Annotated in this window: 19 protein-coding genes and 1 tRNA gene; 15 read left to right on the top strand and 5 right to left on the bottom strand. The window is 34.6% G+C overall.

All coding sequences use genetic code 11. From position 1 onward, the window contains the following. Nucleotides 1-61 precede the first annotated feature (61 nt). The 8 genes from AC5YGG_RS17970 to AC5YGG_RS17935 all read left to right on the top strand — a co-directional run bounded on the left by AC5YGG_RS17970 (nt 62) and on the right by AC5YGG_RS17935 (nt 5,567). A complete protein-coding gene (locus AC5YGG_RS17970; RefSeq protein ID WP_496145809.1) occupies nt 62-826 on the top strand; it encodes an enoyl-CoA hydratase/isomerase family protein in 765 nt (254 codons plus the stop codon). A 148-nt stretch (nt 827-974) separates the two neighbouring features. After that, entirely contained in the window at nt 975-1,592 is a 618-nt protein-coding gene (locus tag AC5YGG_RS17965) for a hypothetical protein (RefSeq protein ID WP_496145808.1), read from the top strand. Nucleotides 1,593-1,665: 73 nt separating this feature from the next. Next, a complete protein-coding gene (locus AC5YGG_RS17960) occupies nt 1,666-1,956 on the top strand; it encodes a winged helix-turn-helix domain-containing protein (protein ID WP_045492574.1) in 291 nt (96 codons plus the stop codon). Between the two features lie 73 nt (nt 1,957-2,029). After that, nucleotides 2,030-2,326: a hypothetical protein gene (locus AC5YGG_RS17955; protein WP_496145807.1), complete on the top strand. Its 297-nt coding sequence runs from the start codon at nt 2,030-2,032 to the stop codon at nt 2,324-2,326. 75 nt (nt 2,327-2,401) lie between these two features. After that, complete coding sequence (locus tag AC5YGG_RS17950; RefSeq protein ID WP_496145806.1) at nt 2,402-2,887, top strand: Coq4 family protein; 486 nt, start codon at nt 2,402-2,404, stop codon at nt 2,885-2,887. Nucleotides 2,888-2,929: 42 nt separating this feature from the next. Beyond that, the gene (locus tag AC5YGG_RS17945; protein WP_496145805.1) at nt 2,930-4,303 is read left to right on the top strand and encodes a DUF4153 domain-containing protein; all 1,374 of its coding nucleotides are present in this window, start codon (nt 2,930-2,932) and stop codon (nt 4,301-4,303) included. Nucleotides 4,304-4,457: 154 nt separating this feature from the next. Then, the gene (locus AC5YGG_RS17940) at nt 4,458-4,997 is read left to right on the top strand and encodes a hypothetical protein (RefSeq protein WP_496145804.1); all 540 of its coding nucleotides are present in this window, start codon (nt 4,458-4,460) and stop codon (nt 4,995-4,997) included. 57 nt (nt 4,998-5,054) lie between these two features. Further along, nucleotides 5,055-5,567 carry a hypothetical protein gene (locus AC5YGG_RS17935; protein ID WP_496145803.1) on the top strand — a complete coding sequence of 171 codons (513 nt, stop codon included), beginning with the start codon at nt 5,055-5,057 and terminating at the stop codon, nt 5,565-5,567. 62 nt (nt 5,568-5,629) lie between these two features. Here the strand turns inward: AC5YGG_RS17935 and AC5YGG_RS17930 are convergent, their stop codons facing one another. The 4 genes from AC5YGG_RS17930 to AC5YGG_RS17915 all read right to left on the bottom strand — a co-directional run bounded on the left by AC5YGG_RS17930 (nt 5,630) and on the right by AC5YGG_RS17915 (nt 8,988). Continuing rightward, on the bottom strand, nt 5,630-7,273 hold the full coding sequence (locus tag AC5YGG_RS17930) for a S8 family peptidase (protein WP_496145802.1): 1,644 nt from the start codon (nt 7,271-7,273) through the stop codon (nt 5,630-5,632). 194 nt (nt 7,274-7,467) lie between these two features. Beyond that, entirely contained in the window at nt 7,468-8,061 is a 594-nt protein-coding gene (locus AC5YGG_RS17925; RefSeq protein ID WP_496145801.1) for a hypothetical protein, read from the bottom strand. A gap of 9 nt (nt 8,062-8,070) precedes the next feature. Then, nucleotides 8,071-8,520, bottom strand: a complete 450-nt coding sequence (dtd, locus tag AC5YGG_RS17920) for a D-aminoacyl-tRNA deacylase (RefSeq protein WP_496145800.1) — start codon at nt 8,518-8,520, stop codon at nt 8,071-8,073. 9 nt (nt 8,521-8,529) lie between these two features. Then, nucleotides 8,530-8,988, bottom strand: a complete 459-nt coding sequence (locus AC5YGG_RS17915) for a hypothetical protein (RefSeq protein ID WP_496145799.1) — start codon at nt 8,986-8,988, stop codon at nt 8,530-8,532. A 109-nt stretch (nt 8,989-9,097) separates the two neighbouring features. Here AC5YGG_RS17915 and greA point away from each other — a divergent pair, with 109 nt between their 5' ends. The 7 genes from greA (at nt 9,098) to AC5YGG_RS17880 (ending at nt 15,027) form a co-directional block, all read left to right on the top strand. Continuing rightward, complete coding sequence (gene greA / locus AC5YGG_RS17910; RefSeq protein WP_076553674.1) at nt 9,098-9,568, top strand: transcription elongation factor GreA; 471 nt, start codon at nt 9,098-9,100, stop codon at nt 9,566-9,568. 59 nt (nt 9,569-9,627) lie between these two features. After that, nucleotides 9,628-10,017, top strand: a complete 390-nt coding sequence (locus AC5YGG_RS17905; protein ID WP_076553673.1) for an HIT family protein — start codon at nt 9,628-9,630, stop codon at nt 10,015-10,017. Nucleotides 10,018-10,085: 68 nt separating this feature from the next. Then, nucleotides 10,086-11,273, top strand: a complete 1,188-nt coding sequence (gene clpX / locus AC5YGG_RS17900) for an ATP-dependent Clp protease ATP-binding subunit ClpX (RefSeq protein WP_496145798.1) — start codon at nt 10,086-10,088, stop codon at nt 11,271-11,273. Nucleotides 11,274-11,348: 75 nt separating this feature from the next. Continuing rightward, entirely contained in the window at nt 11,349-13,322 is a 1,974-nt protein-coding gene (locus tag AC5YGG_RS17895; protein WP_496145797.1) for a T9SS type A sorting domain-containing protein, read from the top strand. An 8-nt stretch (nt 13,323-13,330) separates the two neighbouring features. Then, complete coding sequence (locus tag AC5YGG_RS17890; RefSeq protein WP_496145796.1) at nt 13,331-13,555, top strand: signal peptidase; 225 nt, start codon at nt 13,331-13,333, stop codon at nt 13,553-13,555. Between the two features lie 61 nt (nt 13,556-13,616). Then, nucleotides 13,617-14,909: a TlpA family protein disulfide reductase gene (locus AC5YGG_RS17885; RefSeq protein WP_496145795.1), complete on the top strand. Its 1,293-nt coding sequence runs from the start codon at nt 13,617-13,619 to the stop codon at nt 14,907-14,909. 44 nt (nt 14,910-14,953) lie between these two features. Beyond that, nucleotides 14,954-15,027: transfer RNA gene (locus AC5YGG_RS17880), tRNA-Met, on the top strand. Between the two features lie 844 nt (nt 15,028-15,871). On the opposite strand, the gene AC5YGG_RS17875 is transcribed toward AC5YGG_RS17880, so the two are convergent. Next, nucleotides 15,872-17,170 (bottom strand): HlyD family secretion protein, encoded by a 1,299-nt coding sequence (locus AC5YGG_RS17875; RefSeq protein ID WP_496145794.1) that lies wholly within the window; start codon nt 17,168-17,170, stop codon nt 15,872-15,874. Nucleotides 17,171-17,189: the final 19 nt, after the last annotated feature.

Here is a 17,189-nt window from a genome sequence, read left to right as displayed (position 1 = left end):
CTCCAAGTTTCTCCAAAACCGCTGTAATTAGTATTTTTGTAAGAATCCAATAAAAATAAAAATGAACGAATTCGTAGTATCAGAAATTAAAAATAATATTGCTGAAATCACTTTCGGAACTCCAAAAAGTAATTCTCTTCCGGGTGCTATTTTAGAAAAACTGGCTCAGACTATTTTAGAAGAAGGAGCAAAAGATGAGGTGAAAGCAATCTTAGTAAAAAGTGAAGGAGAAAAAGCCTTCTGTGCAGGAGCCAGCTTCAATGAGCTTTTAGCCATTGAAGAACTGGAAGCATCCACAAAATTCTTCGGAGGTTTTGCAAAAGTTCTGAATGCCATGAGAAACTGTGGGAAAATTGTAGTAGTAAGAGTTCAGGGAAAAACTACAGGAGGTGGAGTAGGAATTGCATGCGGAGCAGATTATTGTTTTGCCACAAAAGACTCAGCACTGGCACTTACTGAGATCAATTTAGGCATCGGACCTTTCGTAATCGGACCTTATGTGGAAAGAAAAATCGGAAAATCACAATTCTCTGCAATGGCTATTGATGCAGACTTCAGATCCGCAGAATGGGCAGAACAGCACAACGTTTACCACTCTGTATCAGAAAATATTCAGGAAATGGATGAAAAACTGGAGAAGTTTTTACAGACTTTAGCATCAAGAAGCAGTGAAGCATTAGCCTTGATCAAAAAAGTATCATGGGAAGGTACAGATCACTTTAATGAATTGATGCCGGCAAGAATTCATATGAGTGCAAGTCTTATTTTAGAAGATTCAGCCAAGAAAAATATAGAAGCCATTAAAGAAAAACTGAGAGCAAAATAATTTTCAGTCGATTTAAAATATTGAACCGTTGATCTATTCAGCGGTTTTTTTATTAATTGTTAGTCCTAATTATTATACAAATTAATATTTCAAAAAATATTTTGTTGATCGAAAAAAAATTATAACTTTGTAATTCAAAGTTCTTTTTATGGAATCAAAAAACTATCACGAAGACTTATCCCACATCCGTTCCATGATGGAGCGCTCTTCCAGATTTATTTCTTTGAGTGGTCTTTCAGGCGTAGTAGCCGGCATAGTAGCCCTTTTAGGTGCCGGATATGCCTATTTTGCTATGGAAAGTAAAAAAGTTGGATACATTAACGGAGGCAGGTTAAGCTTTACACCGGAATTGGTTCAGGAATTAGTTATCACAGGATTAGTAGTTCTGATAGTGGCTGTTTTCAGTGGTTATATTTTTACTGCCCATAAAAGTAAAAAGAAGGGGCTTAAAATTTGGGATGCTACTACCAAACGTCTTTTAACAACTTTTGCCGTCCCGTTAGCAGCCGGAGGAATCTTTTGCACTTCGCTTATTTATCATCAATTGATAGTATGGGTAGCGCCTACAACTTTGGTATTCTATGGATTAGGATTAATAAGTGCTGAAAGATATACTTTGCCAGACGTAAAATATCTAGGATATTGTGAAGTTACTCTTGGTTTATTTTCATTATTCTTTTTAGGATGGGGATTATTCTTCTGGGCAGTAGGCTTTGGTGTTTTGCATATAGTTTATGGACTTATTATGCACAAAAAATATAAATAAAAACTAAATTTGCAGTCCCTTAGAATGCTATTCTTCATAATCTGCATTTTAAAATCTGCAACCTTTACCTATTATGATCAAGATCAGTCAACTCAATAAAGAATTTGAAAGCCGTGTAAGACTGGGCATTATGTCCGTTCTTATGGTGAATGATTGGGTTGATTTCTCCGAAATGAAAGGACTGCTGGAAATTACAGACGGAAACCTTGCCAGCCATAGTAACGCCTTGGAGAAAGTAGGATATATAGAAGTGAAAAAAGAATTTGTAGGTAAAAAGCCCAAAACTTCTTATCGGGTTACCCAAAGTGGGAGACAGGCATTTACAGATCATCTGGATGCACTTGAAAAATTGTTGGGACGATAGTTCTATATTTTTTTGAATTTTAACTTTGTAATTCAAAGTTCTTTGTTTGTTGATTTAAAACTATTATAAAATTATGAAAGACCGGGAAATTATAAACCTTAGTAAATCTGTATTTGGAGTATGCTTTTCATTGGGAAGCATTTGCCTAATAGGCGGATTATTGAAAGAAGATACATGTGCCGTGGCTGGTTATCTGCTGCTCCTTTTAGCTACTCCGATAAATGTATTGTTTGTACTGGGATTTTTGATCCATGGATTTGTTTACAGGCAGCACTTGAAATCTTGTTTGCTGGCTATTGGGATTCTCTCCATCAATATTCCCATTGCAATTTTATATACAGTGATAGGTCTTCAGTCAATGGGGGCATAGATTGAAATATTCCTATTGCCTATCTCTATGGAATATAATAATAGGATGGAATCTAATTTTTTAAATACCTATATTATGAAAAAAATACGCGTTCAGTTTCTGCTTTTTGTGTACGATAAAACCCAAAAGCTCTACAGAAAATATTTCAAAAAGAAAAAAAGACAATGGCAGTTCAATGAAAAACAATTGCTGGAATTTCAGGAAGACTCATTAGGACGGAAACTCGGAGAATTTTATTATAAACATGGATTTTCTATGATTCCCAAAATGGAAAATCACGACGTTCATCACCTGATTACAGGTTGTGGAACCAACTTCGAAGACGAAATCGCCATGCAATATCTCTTACTGGGAAATGGAAAACTCAATGCCCATCTTCTTGCTGCAATCGTTTTAGGAACAATCATCCTTCCTGAATATGTGAAAATATATATCAAAGCTTATAGGAAAGGACAAAACATGAGAACTTTTCATCATTGGGATTTTGAAGAGCTGTTATGGCAGAATTTTGATCATCTGAAAAATTTTGTCCAACAGAAGGATACCATTGTTTTATACTAAAGTCTTTTATCGCTTACACTAATCGTAAATTTCTAAAATATCATGAAAACACATCATTATATATTCCTCACAACCCTGGCATTTGTTGTTCTCTTCTATGATCAGGATCTTGGATTAAACTTCGGAATTCTTGGAATTCTGTATGCTGTTCTCACCTTTTTTAAGACCATAAAAAGAAACAAAACCCAAACGTTCTACATTCTTACAGCTACAAGCATTCTCTCCAGTATTGCCTTTGCCTGGTATGGAGATTTTCTGTCTTTTCTTGCCGTTGCAAGCTCACTGCTTTTACTTTCCTATAAAGCAAAAAACAGAAAGATGAAGATCCTTTTCCTTATACCTGTTTTTATTGTTAATTGCTTTACCTCCATTTGTCGGTTTTTTGATTTTGATAAATGGATGCCTCAGAGAAATGTTTCCGGATTGTGGCAGAAGATCATGGCTTTTGTATTGATTCCGTTGATACTTTTATCCGTTTTCTTTGTAATTTATGCCGCTGGAAGTGATCATTTTGCATCCCTTTTTACAGATTATGAATTGGATATAAACCTTTGGCAGGTTTTCTGTCTTACCACTCTAGGATTTTTTATTGCCTTTAATTACTGGAATTATGCCGTTGAAAAACTAATCTACAAAGCCAATCATGTTTTAGATAATGATTTTAATAAAGATGCTCAAATACCAAAGTCTACTTACTCATTCCTTGATTTAGACTCCGAAAGAACAAGCGGAATAATATCTTTCTTCTGCCTGAATATTTTATTGATCTTCTTCATTATTACCTACAATTACGAACAGTTTTATGAAGTATCAAAAACACCCGTACAACTTTCCGAAGAAACCCATGAAAGAGTAAATGCAGTGATCATGTCGATCATTATGGCAATTTTAGTCATTATGTTTTATTTTAAATCCGGATTCAATTTCGATCCTAAAGCAAAATTGTTGAAAGTATTAGCCAAGATCTGGATCTTTCTGAACGCTGTACTCATCATATCCGCGGCTGTGAAAAATTATGAATATATCCTCAACTATGGTTTTACCTACAAAAGACTCGGAGTTTTTGCTTTCCTGCTTTTATCTTTGATTGGGCTTGCTTTGACATTTATTAAAATTCAAAAGAGAAAAAGAAATGCATTCCTGTTCAATACTATGGTATGGTATTTTTATGCAACTATTTTAGGTTGCAGTTATATTAATTGGGGAGGCTTTATCACTTCACAGAATATGAAACGCAAAGATTTTGTTGTTAATTATCACTTTACTTCTATCAATTTCAGTGAAAAATGTCTTATGGAATATGCCAAAAAGAACAATAATCAGAAGCTCAAAAATGATCTGATAAATAAACTCCAGAATGAAAAGTCCAAACCATTTCTTTCAAAGATCGTGTATTATCAAACCGTTAAACAATAAATAAAACAAAATAGAACATTGAAAACCGGATCATTAATCGTGAATTGGAACAATTTTAGCATTTAAAAAGAACTATTTTAACCAGGAGTGAATAAAGAGAAAGACTGGAAACTTAAGACTTCCATCCTGGCTCACATCCTTAAATTTAATTATTATGAAAAAAAGCTTATTGTTAATTCCATTGATTATCATTTCCTGTAAAAAAGATCCTGCAGTGACAGAAACACCAGGAAAAGATTCTGTTGCAGCAACAGAAATGCCGGATTCAGTTTATAAAACAGACTCTATAGCATTGAAAAAAAGAGACTCAATCATTAACAATGCTCCCGCTACTAAAGAAGTTCTGCGTAAAGGGGTAATGAGAAATGAAAAAGAAGGTCAGATCGTAAGAACAGCAGATGCTTCACAACTTCCGTTTACACTAGGAGAGGAGTTTACCAAAGATGATCAGGAACTGGTTTTAAAACTAACAAACTTTGAACAGTCTAAAATAAAAGCTACGATTGCTACAAAAGAGAAAGATTTTAATATCAGATTTAATCAGATTAAGCTTCCTAATGGAGATTATGACGGTCCTTTCGGAAGAGACATTACTTATGATATAAAAGAAAAAGGAGAAGTATGGCTTATTATCGGAAAAAGTAATATGGCTTCCGGAAACACCAAAGGGCATTTTACCGTAAGTGTAGAATAGACCAATCAATTTTGGTACAATTTCTGCAAACTATATCCAAAATTTAAATTAAATATTATGAAAAATATAGTTCTAACAGCAATGGTTGCCTCAGTCTCACTTGTAAGTTGCGGAACAGTACAGTCGTTGGTTCAGAATACGTTCCCATACACAGCGAATGTTTTAGTTTCTACAGGAGTACCCGCAGATAAGGAAGTTTCTTCCACATCAACCGCTACTAATGTACAAACATGGTTTGGCGGAAACAATAATGCTAAGATCAAAGATGTAAGAATTTCTGAAGCTAAGATCTCTGTAGCAAGCCCTTCAGGAGGAAACCTGAGTGCATTTAAATCCGTAAAAATATATGTTTCTTCCAATGGAACGGGAGAAAGATTAATTGCATCACGTTCCAATATGTCTAATAATTCTTCCAGCTTAAATCTGGATCTTAACGATACAGGGTTTCTTGATGAAATTGTAAAAAGTTCAGGTTTAACGGTAAGAACGGTTTACGAACTGAAAAACCAGACGAGTTCAGATATGAACATTAAAGTAGCTCTTAATTTCAGCAGCATTCCTGCGAAATAATTTTATAATAGTTTATGAAGAGAAAACACCTTTCAGCTTGCTGAAAGGTGTTTTTATTTATATTATAATTTGGTGAATTTCTCAACAACTCTTCTCTGCCCCTCATGAATGTTGATAACATACTGTCCCGTTGGAAGCTGGGAAATATCAACTTTTTCACCCGAAGAAATTGTGCTTTTTATCATTGATCTTCCCTGCATACTCACGATTTCTATGTCCAGTTTTTTATTGTCCTTACTTTGAATTGCTATAAAGCTGCTGGATGGATTTGGATAAATTTTAACTTCCAGTGGAGCTAAAGCAATACCCGTAGTTTTGGATTTACCTTCCAACTGTAATATTGCATTTCTTACATTCGGAAGAGGACCTATTTTCTTATTGGTATCCGTTCCTCCCTGAGGAATTCCTGTAGAAACCAAAAGGCTTCTCATAGCTGCAGGGCTTAAATATTGTCCTGTGGTTTGCTTGTAAAAAGATTGAATTAAAACCGCTGCTGAAGCTACAGTAGGTGTTGCAGAGCTGGTTCCGCTGAAATAATTATAAGTTCTGTTGTTGTCATTATCATACTTCGCGTACGATCCATATCCTGCCGCAAGAACGCTGCTTCCCCATCCCTGTACATCAACTCTGCTTCCGTAAGTGCTGAAACTTTGTTTGGAATGCGTAGTATTAGGAGTTCCTGCTCCTACAATGATAGCACCACTGTTTCCTCTTGCTCTGTAAGTTGCATAAAAAGGATCATCAAGGTCCTGGTTTCCATTTCCTGCTGCAGCAACGATAATGATTCCCGAATCTGTAGCTGCTTTTGTCAGGTCCCAGATCACATTGTCATATTCAGCAGGGCAGTATTGTCCGTCTTTTCCGCCAGTTTGCATTTCATAAAGAATAATATCTCCTGCCTGAGAAGCATTGATGGATCTGCTCACTGCCGAAGCTCTGTTGTAGCCAACGGTAGTCCATTCCATATAACCTTTTATTTCTGAAGCATTGTACACGGCACCGGTAAGTCCGATATTATCCTTTACAGAACCTAGAATACTTACCACAGCAGTTCCGTGATCACGATAATTATTATTGGCTAATCCTGAATTGGGAGAATACCCGGGCTCCAGTTGTATAGAATTTTGATTGGTTAACATTTCATGAGTTTTATAGAAACCATATTCTACATCTCTGATTCTTATATTTTGTCCCGTAATTCCTCTTGACCATGCGTATTTAGCATTGATCCCCGGATTGTCATTCAGATAAGTCTGAAGGCTTTCAAGATCAGGAGTAGCAACAAACATATTAACAAACGGAGGTTCAATCGGCGTACCACTCATCACAGATACATATTCTATCTCAGAAAATTTTTCAAGAGTTTGAATCAGCTTTTGAGAGACATCTGCATTGCCTAAAGGAATATCAGCCTTAAATATTCTTTTCAGTTTTTGAACAGATTCTCCGGAATTTCCGTTCATTCTGCTGCTGATTATCATTTCATTGATTTTTTCATCACTGAATTCAAGATCATAAGTAAATGTAATTCCATGTTCTCTGGAAAACTTTTCCAGCTCAGAGTTTTTGGCAAAGGCAGCTTTTTCTGAAGTAATACCTTTTGAAAAACATACATAGATTATTGAATTTTGATCCGGACGTGATTGTCCGAAAGAAAAGAAGAAACAGAACACAAAAAGTGTTAGAATTCTAAATTTTGTTTTCATATTATTTTTGTTAAATGGTTGTGAATAATTTTGTGTTATATCAAAAATAATAATAAAATGAAAACAAATCACGTTTTTGTGAATTTAATTTTTATTATTTAAATGTTGCTGTTATTTAAACGATTTGTAGGAATTCCATAAAAAAACCTTTCAATAATTTTGAAAGGTTTTTAAAATTTAATAGGAATGTAGATCTATTCTTCAAACCAATTTTCTTTAGTTTTATGATAAAAAATCTTCTTTTTATTCATAATTTGATATTCAATACCAATGCTGTCTCTGGCTACATTTACAAGTCTTGCATTCTGAATAGGCTGGTCACTTCCCATTATCGGACTCTCAGGAGTAAGTTCTAAAACGTCCTCAGCAATTTTATCATAAGATATCCTTGAAATTTGTTTTTCAAGAATTCCTTCCTGCCTATAGACTGTTATTTGTGGTTTATACAATGCTCCCGGACGATTTCTATCAATTCTGTAGGTGTCATCAAGCTCAATTCGCTGATAACTTCCAATCGTAGAAAAATAATGCACCAATCCGAAAAATGGAATCATCATAGGCAGAATACTCAAAATAATTCCCGAAATGATCAGCGTAAAATAAACCTTAATAATTTTCTTTTTCCAGAACCGGATGATGATAAAAACCGTCATCGCCAGCCAAAGCCAGCCGATAATTTTATCAGTATAATATCCGGAGAAGCTGTAATTGTTAACACTCATGATAATCCCAAACAATAAAATCAATGAGATAACGAGATAAGCAATAGCTATTTTTTTATTGGACATCTTCTACAATCAGCTTTTGGTAATAGAATCCATGACGATGGTCACAGGTCCGTCATTGATTAACGAAACCTTCATATCTGCTCCGAAAATTCCACTTTCAGTTTTTAAACCGGATTTAGCGATTTCTTCTTTAAAATAATCAAATAATGGAACTGCTTTATTTGGTTTTGCAGCTTTGATGAAAGAAGGACGGTTTCCTTTTTTATAATCGGCAATCAGGGTGAATTGGCTAATGCACAATATTTCTCCTGAAATATCTTTAACGGAAAGATTGAGTTTGTCATCTTCATCTCCAAAGATTCTGAGATGTAAGACTTTTTGTACCAGCCAATCCGCATCTGTTTTTTCATCATTTTCATCAATACCTACCAGCAGCATTAATCCTTTTCCTATTTCACCTACGATTTTTCCGTCTACCTTTACACTGGCTTCAGAAACTCTCTGTATAACGATCTTCATTGTCTGTTTTTAATAGTAAATACTCAAATTTTTGCTTACCGGATCATAATTGTAAGATGTATAAACTCTTGGAGAAAGCCCCGTTTTAGAACCTGGCTGCGGCTGTCCATTTCTTAGAATCCACTTTGTACCATCTTTTGGACATACAATAGCAATATCATCTTTTACTTCAAGAGTCGTATTATTATCCGGGCACAGATGCGGTGCATTTCTATCATAAATCTGAAATTTATCTGCTGTACGTACAACAATTAATCCTCTTGTTCCGGATTGTTGTTCATTAAGATAAATCCATCCATTATCATAATTTAATTTGTTATAAGCAGGAAGATTCAAATTAATAGAAACATTGATAGGAACACTGGGAAAGCAACTTACGGTATCTTCTCGGCTTCCACATGAGTTGGTGGATAATGTACTGAAAACCAATAAAATGAAAATAGATAATATCGAAAAAGTTTTTTTCATTTCAATTTAAATTTTTATATATTTGTAAAAATTAAACGATTACAACACGAAAACATTGTCCGGCAAATGTCGGATTATTTTTTTATACTAAAACTAAATTTTGAAAATTATGGCAAGCTATGTTACAAAGGAGGGCCTAGAGAAAATGAAAGCTGAGCTGGAACAGTTGGAAACTGTAGAGAGACCAAAAATTACTCAGCAGATCGCAGAAGCAAGAGACAAAGGAGATTTGTCTGAAAATGCAGAATATGATGCGGCTAAAGAGGCTCAGGGGATGCTTGAAATGAGAATTTCCAAGCTGAAAGATGTTATCTCAACTTCTAAAATTATAGACGAAAGCCAATTAGATACTTCAAAAGTTTCTATCCTTACAACGGTGAAGCTTAAGAATAATGCGACTAAGCAAGAGCAGGTATTTACATTGGTACCAGATAACGAAAGTGATCTTAAGACAGGAAAAATTTCTGTAAATACTCCGATTGCTAAAGGACTATTAGGTAAAGCTAAAGGTGAAACTGCCGAAATTACTTTACCAAACGGAAACAAACTTTCTTTTGAAGTATTAGACATTTCTCTATAGTCTGATACAACCTTTCTATTTCTAAACTTCTAATATTTAACTACTAACTTCTAAATACAATGAGCACTATATTCACAAAAATCATCAACGGTGAAATTCCCTCATATAAAATTGCTGAAGACGAAAACTTTATAGCTTTCCTGGATGCAATGCCTTTGGTGAAAGGACATACTCTGGTAGTTCCTAAAAAAGAAGTGGATTTGATTTTTGATCTTGAAAGTGAAGAATACAAAAACCTTTGGGGATTTGCCCAAGAGGTAGCCAAGAAGATTAAAACTGCAATTCCATGTGTAAGAGTAGGAGTAGCAGTTGTAGGACTTGAAGTTCCTCATGCCCACATCCATTTGATTCCTTTAAATAAGATGGAGGATATGAACTTCAGAAATGAAAGATTAAAATTAACGAACGAAGAATATACAGAGATTCAAACCTCAATTATTAATTCTTAAAAAGCAGAAAATCGTAAAAAAGAAATTTTTTACGATTTTCTTTAACATATACACATATATTATATCATATGAATTCAAACCAGTGTTCTTTCTGCGGTAGAAAAAGAAATGAAGTACAGATGCTGATTTCAGGGCAGAACGGTTTTATTTGTGAAAATTGTATAGAACAGGCACACACTATCGTTAAAGACAGTGCTTCCAAATCAGGATATGCTCCTGCAGATAATATGGAAGACCTTAAAAAGCCAAAAGAGATCAAAGTATTTCTTGATCAATATGTCATTGGACAGGATCAGGCAAAAAAGCAACTTTCAATTGCTGTATACAACCATTATAAGAGATTGCTTCATGCGCAGGATGAAAACAGAGAGGTGGAGCTTGAAAAGTCTAACATTATTATGATAGGGGAAACCGGAACCGGAAAAACCCTTCTTGCAAAAACCATCGCCAGAGAACTTAATGTTCCTTTCTGTATTGTAGATGCAACTATTCTAACAGAAGCAGGATATGTAGGAGAAGATGTTGAAAGTATTCTTTCAAGGTTATTAATGGTGGCTGATTACGATGTAGAAAAAGCAGAAAAAGGAATTGTCTTTATTGATGAGATCGATAAGATTGCCAGAAAATCAGATAACCCAAGTATTACAAGAGATGTTTCAGGAGAGGGAGTACAACAGGGATTATTGAAATTGTTGGAAGGAAGTATTGTAAATGTTCCGCCACAGGGAGGAAGAAAACACCCTGACCAGAAATACATTCAGGTAAATACGCAAAATATTCTTTTCATTGCCGGCGGAGCTTTTGACGGAATCAAAGAGATTATCGAAAGAAGAATGAATAAGCAGGCAATCGGTTTTAGCTCTGAGAAAATCAATAAAACAGATGAAGAGGAATATGTATTAACAAATATTAATGCAATAGATCTTCGTTCATTTGGATTAATTCCCGAACTTTTAGGAAGATTTCCAATCATCACTTATCTTGATAAATTAACAAAAGAAACCTTGGTAAGAATCATGAAGGAACCTAAAAATTCAATCGTGAACCAATTTGTGGAGCTATTCAAGATGGATGGCACAGATTTGGTAATCACAGACGGTGCAATCGAAAAAATAGTAGAAGAAACTATTGAAAAAGGATTAGGAGCAAGAGGTCTTAGAGGGACCACAGAAAAAGTTTTGGAAGACTATATGTTTTCAATCGGAGAGGAGAAAGAGATTATATTAACGGAAGATAATATTTTGATTAATAGATAAAAATGTTTTTTTTTTAAAGAAAAAAATAATACCTTTGCGGGTGAAGATTGTATTAACACACAAATAATTTATACAATGAGAAAAAGTTTATTTGCTATAGGTCTTTTAGCAATTAGTTACTCTGTTCAGGCGCAGATACTATGTCATGTTGACACTAATGCTAATATGTATGTGAGCGAAGGCACCCTAGTTTATAGCGGTGGTGGTGTACAAACAAAAGGCAATGGTCTTTTGGACGTACATGGAAATATTATGGTTGTAGGATCTGGTACAGATGCTTTCAAAACAATTAACGACGCAGGTGGAGATAAAACCGATGGAGGAAACATTGTTTTAAGGCTTAATACCCCTGGAAACTATAATTCTTCTACATACGGTCAGTTGTTCATCGATGGATTATCCCAATCCAACATTACAGGTATTGTAAGTAAAGAATACTTGACCGATAAGCATGGTAACGGTAATTACTTCCAACAAATTGCCCTTCCTTTCTATGGGAAGGCGTACAGTTCATTATCCACAGAATTAGGAAAAGCATTCGGTACTACAAGAAACCTCCAGAATACAGGTTTTGTAAACAACGATCTTATTTTACAATGGAATAACACTCAGGCTAAATCTGATCATGTAACCAACTTGTCAAATACAACAAGTAATGGTCCGGGATATTATATGTTAGGTTCCAGAAATAATAACCTAAACCTTAATACACCGATTGGAGCAAACACTGTACTTACTTTAAATGGTAGACCATATGCAACTTTTGCACCTGTAAGCTTACAGAATGCAGGAAATGTGAGCTTTGGACCTAATGGTAACGGAGCAAACAGTTATGGTGAAGCTTATAACTCTTACCTTCAAGATCAGTTTGATCTTCCTAATGGTGCATGGAATGCTACTTATGGTAAAAACATTTACCAGTTTGGTAACCCATTCTTAACGAACTTAGATCTTTCTAAAATCGGTTATATAGAAGGAGGAACTGTTACAGATGGTAATAATGTTGCTAATATCATGGGTATTGAATATTCAGCAGGTTCAGTGGTAACACAAGCTAATGGATATACTTATACTACTGGTGCATTAATTCAGACATTTAATTCAAATGGAACTCCTGTAGGAGATATTGGTTTAATTATCAAGCCAATGCAGCCATTTATTATTAAGCTTAGAGATAATTCAGCTCAAACTCTTAATTTCAGCACTCTTAGAAGATTTAAGGATGTTGTAAGACAAGACGGAACAGATTATGGGGTAACTGCAGCCAGAGTCAGCAATAATAAAACTGGCGGAACTGTTAAACAGCTGGGAGTTATTGGTCTTGACGCTAATGGTAATGAAATCGGAAGAACTTATTATGTAGTTTCTCCTACTGCCACTACAGGTCACCAGCTGTCTATTGCTACTACAGTACAAGCAGCAGCTACTCCAAGCAACCTGATTGGTACATTTGAAGAATTGCCAACTGGTGGATATGACCCGCAACAAAATTTAAAATATTGGTTATATATTAATGAAGCTAATGAAGATAACTTCTTAGGAAAAGATGTATTACTATGGAACTATGATTTTAGTAAGCCAGACAAGAAAATTGTTTCTTACAAGTTTGAAATCAGAGAAAATGCAGAAATGATTGCTGCCGGAGCACACCAGTTGTCTTCAGGAACAGGATTCTTCTACAAAGCATCTAATGGTTCAGTACAAGAAGCAAAACAAGGTGATGTAGTTCCTGTAACTTCTAAATCATATAATCTATACTATGGAGCACCTGACAGAGGAACTCTGGCAACTAGAGAAACGAATATCACTTCTAGAACAACAGTTGTTTATAATCCTGCAATCAGTAACTACATCGTTAGATTTGATCCAGATTGGAAGAAAGCAGATATTGAAGTTTATGATATGAGTGGTAAACTTATTATCTCTAAGAAAGCTGTTGAGACATCTAAAGACTTTGTTATTGAACTTAATGATTCAGTGAAGAGTACTTATGTCGTAAAAGTTGTTTCAGATAAAGGAGTAGTAGTAAATACCAAAATCTTAAAATAAAAATTAATATGAAAACCATAAATAAACTAGTACTTGCGTTATTTTTCTTTGCCACTTTATTGGTAAGGGCAGATATAGATGATATGCCAGTTCCAGGAGGAGGAGGTACCGGAGGACACGGTACCGGAGGAGCTCCTTCATCACCAATTGATATGTATGTGTATTTACTTTCGATTGTAGCATTTGCATTCATCGTATACTATACAAAAAAGTATAAAAACGTTAAAGCATAAAATTTTATTAAAATAACAAGAAACTCTCTGATTAGTCAGAGAGTTTTTTTATTTTTACTCTATGAAAAAGATTTATACACTATCTGCAATGTTGGCTGCATTTGCTTTGCAGGCTCAATTTACAGTTACTATTCAGACACCGGCAGATTTTAAAGATAAAGATGCAATTCTATATACCTTAAACGGATCTAAAGATATTATCGTTTCCAAGGAACAAAGTAAAAATAATACATGGACTTTTAAATATCCTAATCATTATATGGGAATGATGAAGGTCTATTTTCCGGGATCTAATAATACCGTGAGTTTTATTTCGGAAAATAAGGACGTAAACTTCAAACTGGATATTCAGAAGGATAAAGTGAAAGATGTAGTTTATCTTGATGAAGCGAACGAATTAATGAGTAAGCAACAAGATGGCTCACAAAAGAAAGAGCTTATCTTACCAGCTTTAGGACAGATTAAAGAATACTACAAAGATAATACGGAGTTTGGTAAAGCATTGAAACTGGAGATTGAAAGACTTTCCGGATCATCATCTTCTATAGATGCTTCACAGCACCCATTTATTTCATTTTATAATACGAACTATAGTAAATTCCTTTCCAATAGCCCTGATGGTGTGAAAAAGGTGGATCAGGAGGAAGTTATCAACTTCTTAGACAAGTCCAATGATATGCTGGAAAGCTCATCGTTACTGAGACCTGTATTGGTAGCTTATTTAAACTCAGGAGGGAATACCAATGTTGGAACTTCAGTAGATAAACTTTTAGATCGTTTAAAGGTAGAAACACCAAGAGGGCAGACAGTATTGTCGGAGCTTATCGATATTTTTGATGTATACCAAATGGATGAGTTTAAAAACAAATATCTTGGTTTAGCTAAAAATCTTAAATGCACAATTACAGACAGACTTGCCTCTACCCTGAAGTCTAATGCTAATGTGGAAATGGGAGCTACTTTCCCGAATTATAAGTTTCAGTCGGCAACGAATACCAATGCCAAATCTATTTATGATGTGAAGGCAGATAAAAAGGTAATTGTCTTCTGGTCGTCTACATGTTCGCATTGTGAAACAGAACTTCCTAAGCTATTAGAAAAATATAATGACCTAAAAGCAAAAAATATTCAGGTAATTGCTCTGTCTTTAGATGTAGATAAAAATTCTTATACCAAAAAAATTACTGCATTTCCTTGGATCAATGATTCTGAATTAAGAGGATGGAACAGTAATTATGTAGAAACTTACAATGTTCATGCAACTCCGACGTATTTTATTTTAGATGCTAACAACAAGATAATCAACAAACCAGATCATGTTGGAGATGTTTTAGAATATTTTAAGTTAAAATAATTTTGGTAGTTAAAATATAATTTCTATATTTGCACCACCAAAACGGCGAGGTAGCTCAGTTGGTTAGAGCGCAGGATTCATAACCCTGAGGTCACGGGTTCAATTCCCGTCTTCGCTACAATAAACCGCAATCATTAACTAATGATTGCGGTTTTCGATTTTTATACGGTTGCTCAATCCGATACAGTTATTCTGTTATTTTTCGGATCAGTCTCAAAAGTTGGGGACTAAGTAAAAAGTTTGGTTAATCTGAAGAAAAAAACAAATTATCTTTTTACTCCTCTAAGCTTTATACTTAAATTTTATTTAAACGCAAAGACATGATGGAATTGATTATTGATAAGGGAGCTAAGAAAGCGACAAAAGTCGCTGATGAAGCGATGTAGATACGCGTACGCTTAGAAAGAATCAATACAATTGATTCAAGCTTTGCTTCCTAAAATACAACACCAGATAATAGAAATCTTTGCGTTAAATTTTAAAATTAAACTGATCTAAATATTCTAAGCCCATAATTTTTGCGTTTGATCCTATTTTATCGGATCAGTCTCAAAATTTGAAAGCTAAACAAAATCTATATTTTTTATTGAACCAATAGTTTATTTTTTAATCGCAAAGACAGATTATTTTACGAAGCTAAGAAATGCAACTTTCTTGCTGAAAAATCTTAGTGGATATGTATTTGCTTAATAAGAATCAATTTTATTGTCCTACATATTCAGTTACAAAATACCGACTGAGGCTGAAACAGGGCTTTTAGGCGGTTTTTCTGTTTTGAATAAGGAATTTGTATGTAGCAATGGAAAAACGGGTTAAATAGGGATAAAAAGAGTGGTAGGAGAGAAGCGGATGTATATATGATACCTTAGGATGAGTAAAATTCCTCCAGTTTATTATTTTTTGATCAAATATTATAAAAAAACCGTTTCATGGAGAAACGGTTTTTATGTTTGTTTATGCTATTAAGCCTGATAGCCTAGCAATTCTCTGATTTGATAGAAAAATCTCTCAATAAGTCTGAGATCTTTTGTGACAATTTCAGCATTACCTCTAAGTTCTTTATCAAATTTCAAGGTTTTGTTATAACTTGTTTTTAAACCGTTTGGTAAGATTACATCTACATAATAATTTCCTTTATCATCAGGGATAAGAGATATATTCTGAACTTTTCCTTCAATAATACCATATTCCTGAAAACGGAAGTTGTCAAGTTTGATAAGTACTTTTTCTCCAGGAATAATCTTACCGGAATTGGCTGTCGGAACAGACATTCTTCCTACTATTCTGTCTTTATTCTTCGGAAGTATAGAAACTATGGGTTCTCCAGGCTTTACAAATTGATTTTCCCCGAAAAACTGCTGAAAGCTAGCAACACCATTCGTGGAAGAAATAACAAGGTAATTTTGCTCCCATTGCTTTAATGATTTTCTAAGTTGCTCAAATAGCTGTAAAGTCTGTGCAGAGTAAGTGATCCTTTCCTTTTCTGAGTTGATGGCAGTAACGCTTTGGGTTTTGTTGATATTTGAGATTCCTTCTTCTGCCTGGGATATCGATATATTGATATTCTCAAGATTCTGCTGTGCCTGAAGATATTTGATCTTTTCATTTTCCAGTTCTACCGAAGAAATTACTCCTTGATTAAAGAGTTCCTGAGATCTGTTAAAATTCTTTTTAGTAAGATCATATTTTACCGATTCCAGATTTTTCTGCTGTCTTAAAGTTGTCATTCTTAATTTGTACTCAGAAATACTCTTTTGAGCAGCCAGGTTTTCGGGAACATAAGGCTGTAATCTTCTGAAAAGTTCTTCATCCTGAAAAGCTTTTGCAAAGTTGTTATATTCTCCCTGCAGCTCTCCAAGCTTAAATCTGGAGGCCTGCGTAAGAGGAAAAGAGTATAGCTGGTTCGGAGAGATAGAATCAACGATTTTTTTTAATTCCAGAACATCTTTATAGTTGGCTGCTGACTGCATCACCATCAGCACATCATTTTTTTTAACTTCCTGGTGATCTTTAATAAAGATTTTCTCTATTCTGGTTCCGATTCGGGCTTCTATTTTTTCCGGAGGATTTTGAGAAGTTACAATAATGGGAGCCGGAACAAACTCTGGATACTTTATAATATAACTCATGACGAAAATAAGCAGGATAATCACAAAAATAAGTGTGTTTCCCCAACGTATCATCCAATTTGGGGGCTGGGTAAGAATATCCTGTACACTTTCTGAGCGGAGTTCGATATTGTCTAAAACGTCTTCTTTCATTTTCTTGAGATAAAATTTC

The sequence above is a fragment of the Chryseobacterium sp. CS2K3 genome (genome assembly GCF_059515185.1).
Note: the sequence above shows the minus strand (reverse complement) of the source record. Positions and strands in the feature narration are given on the sequence as shown.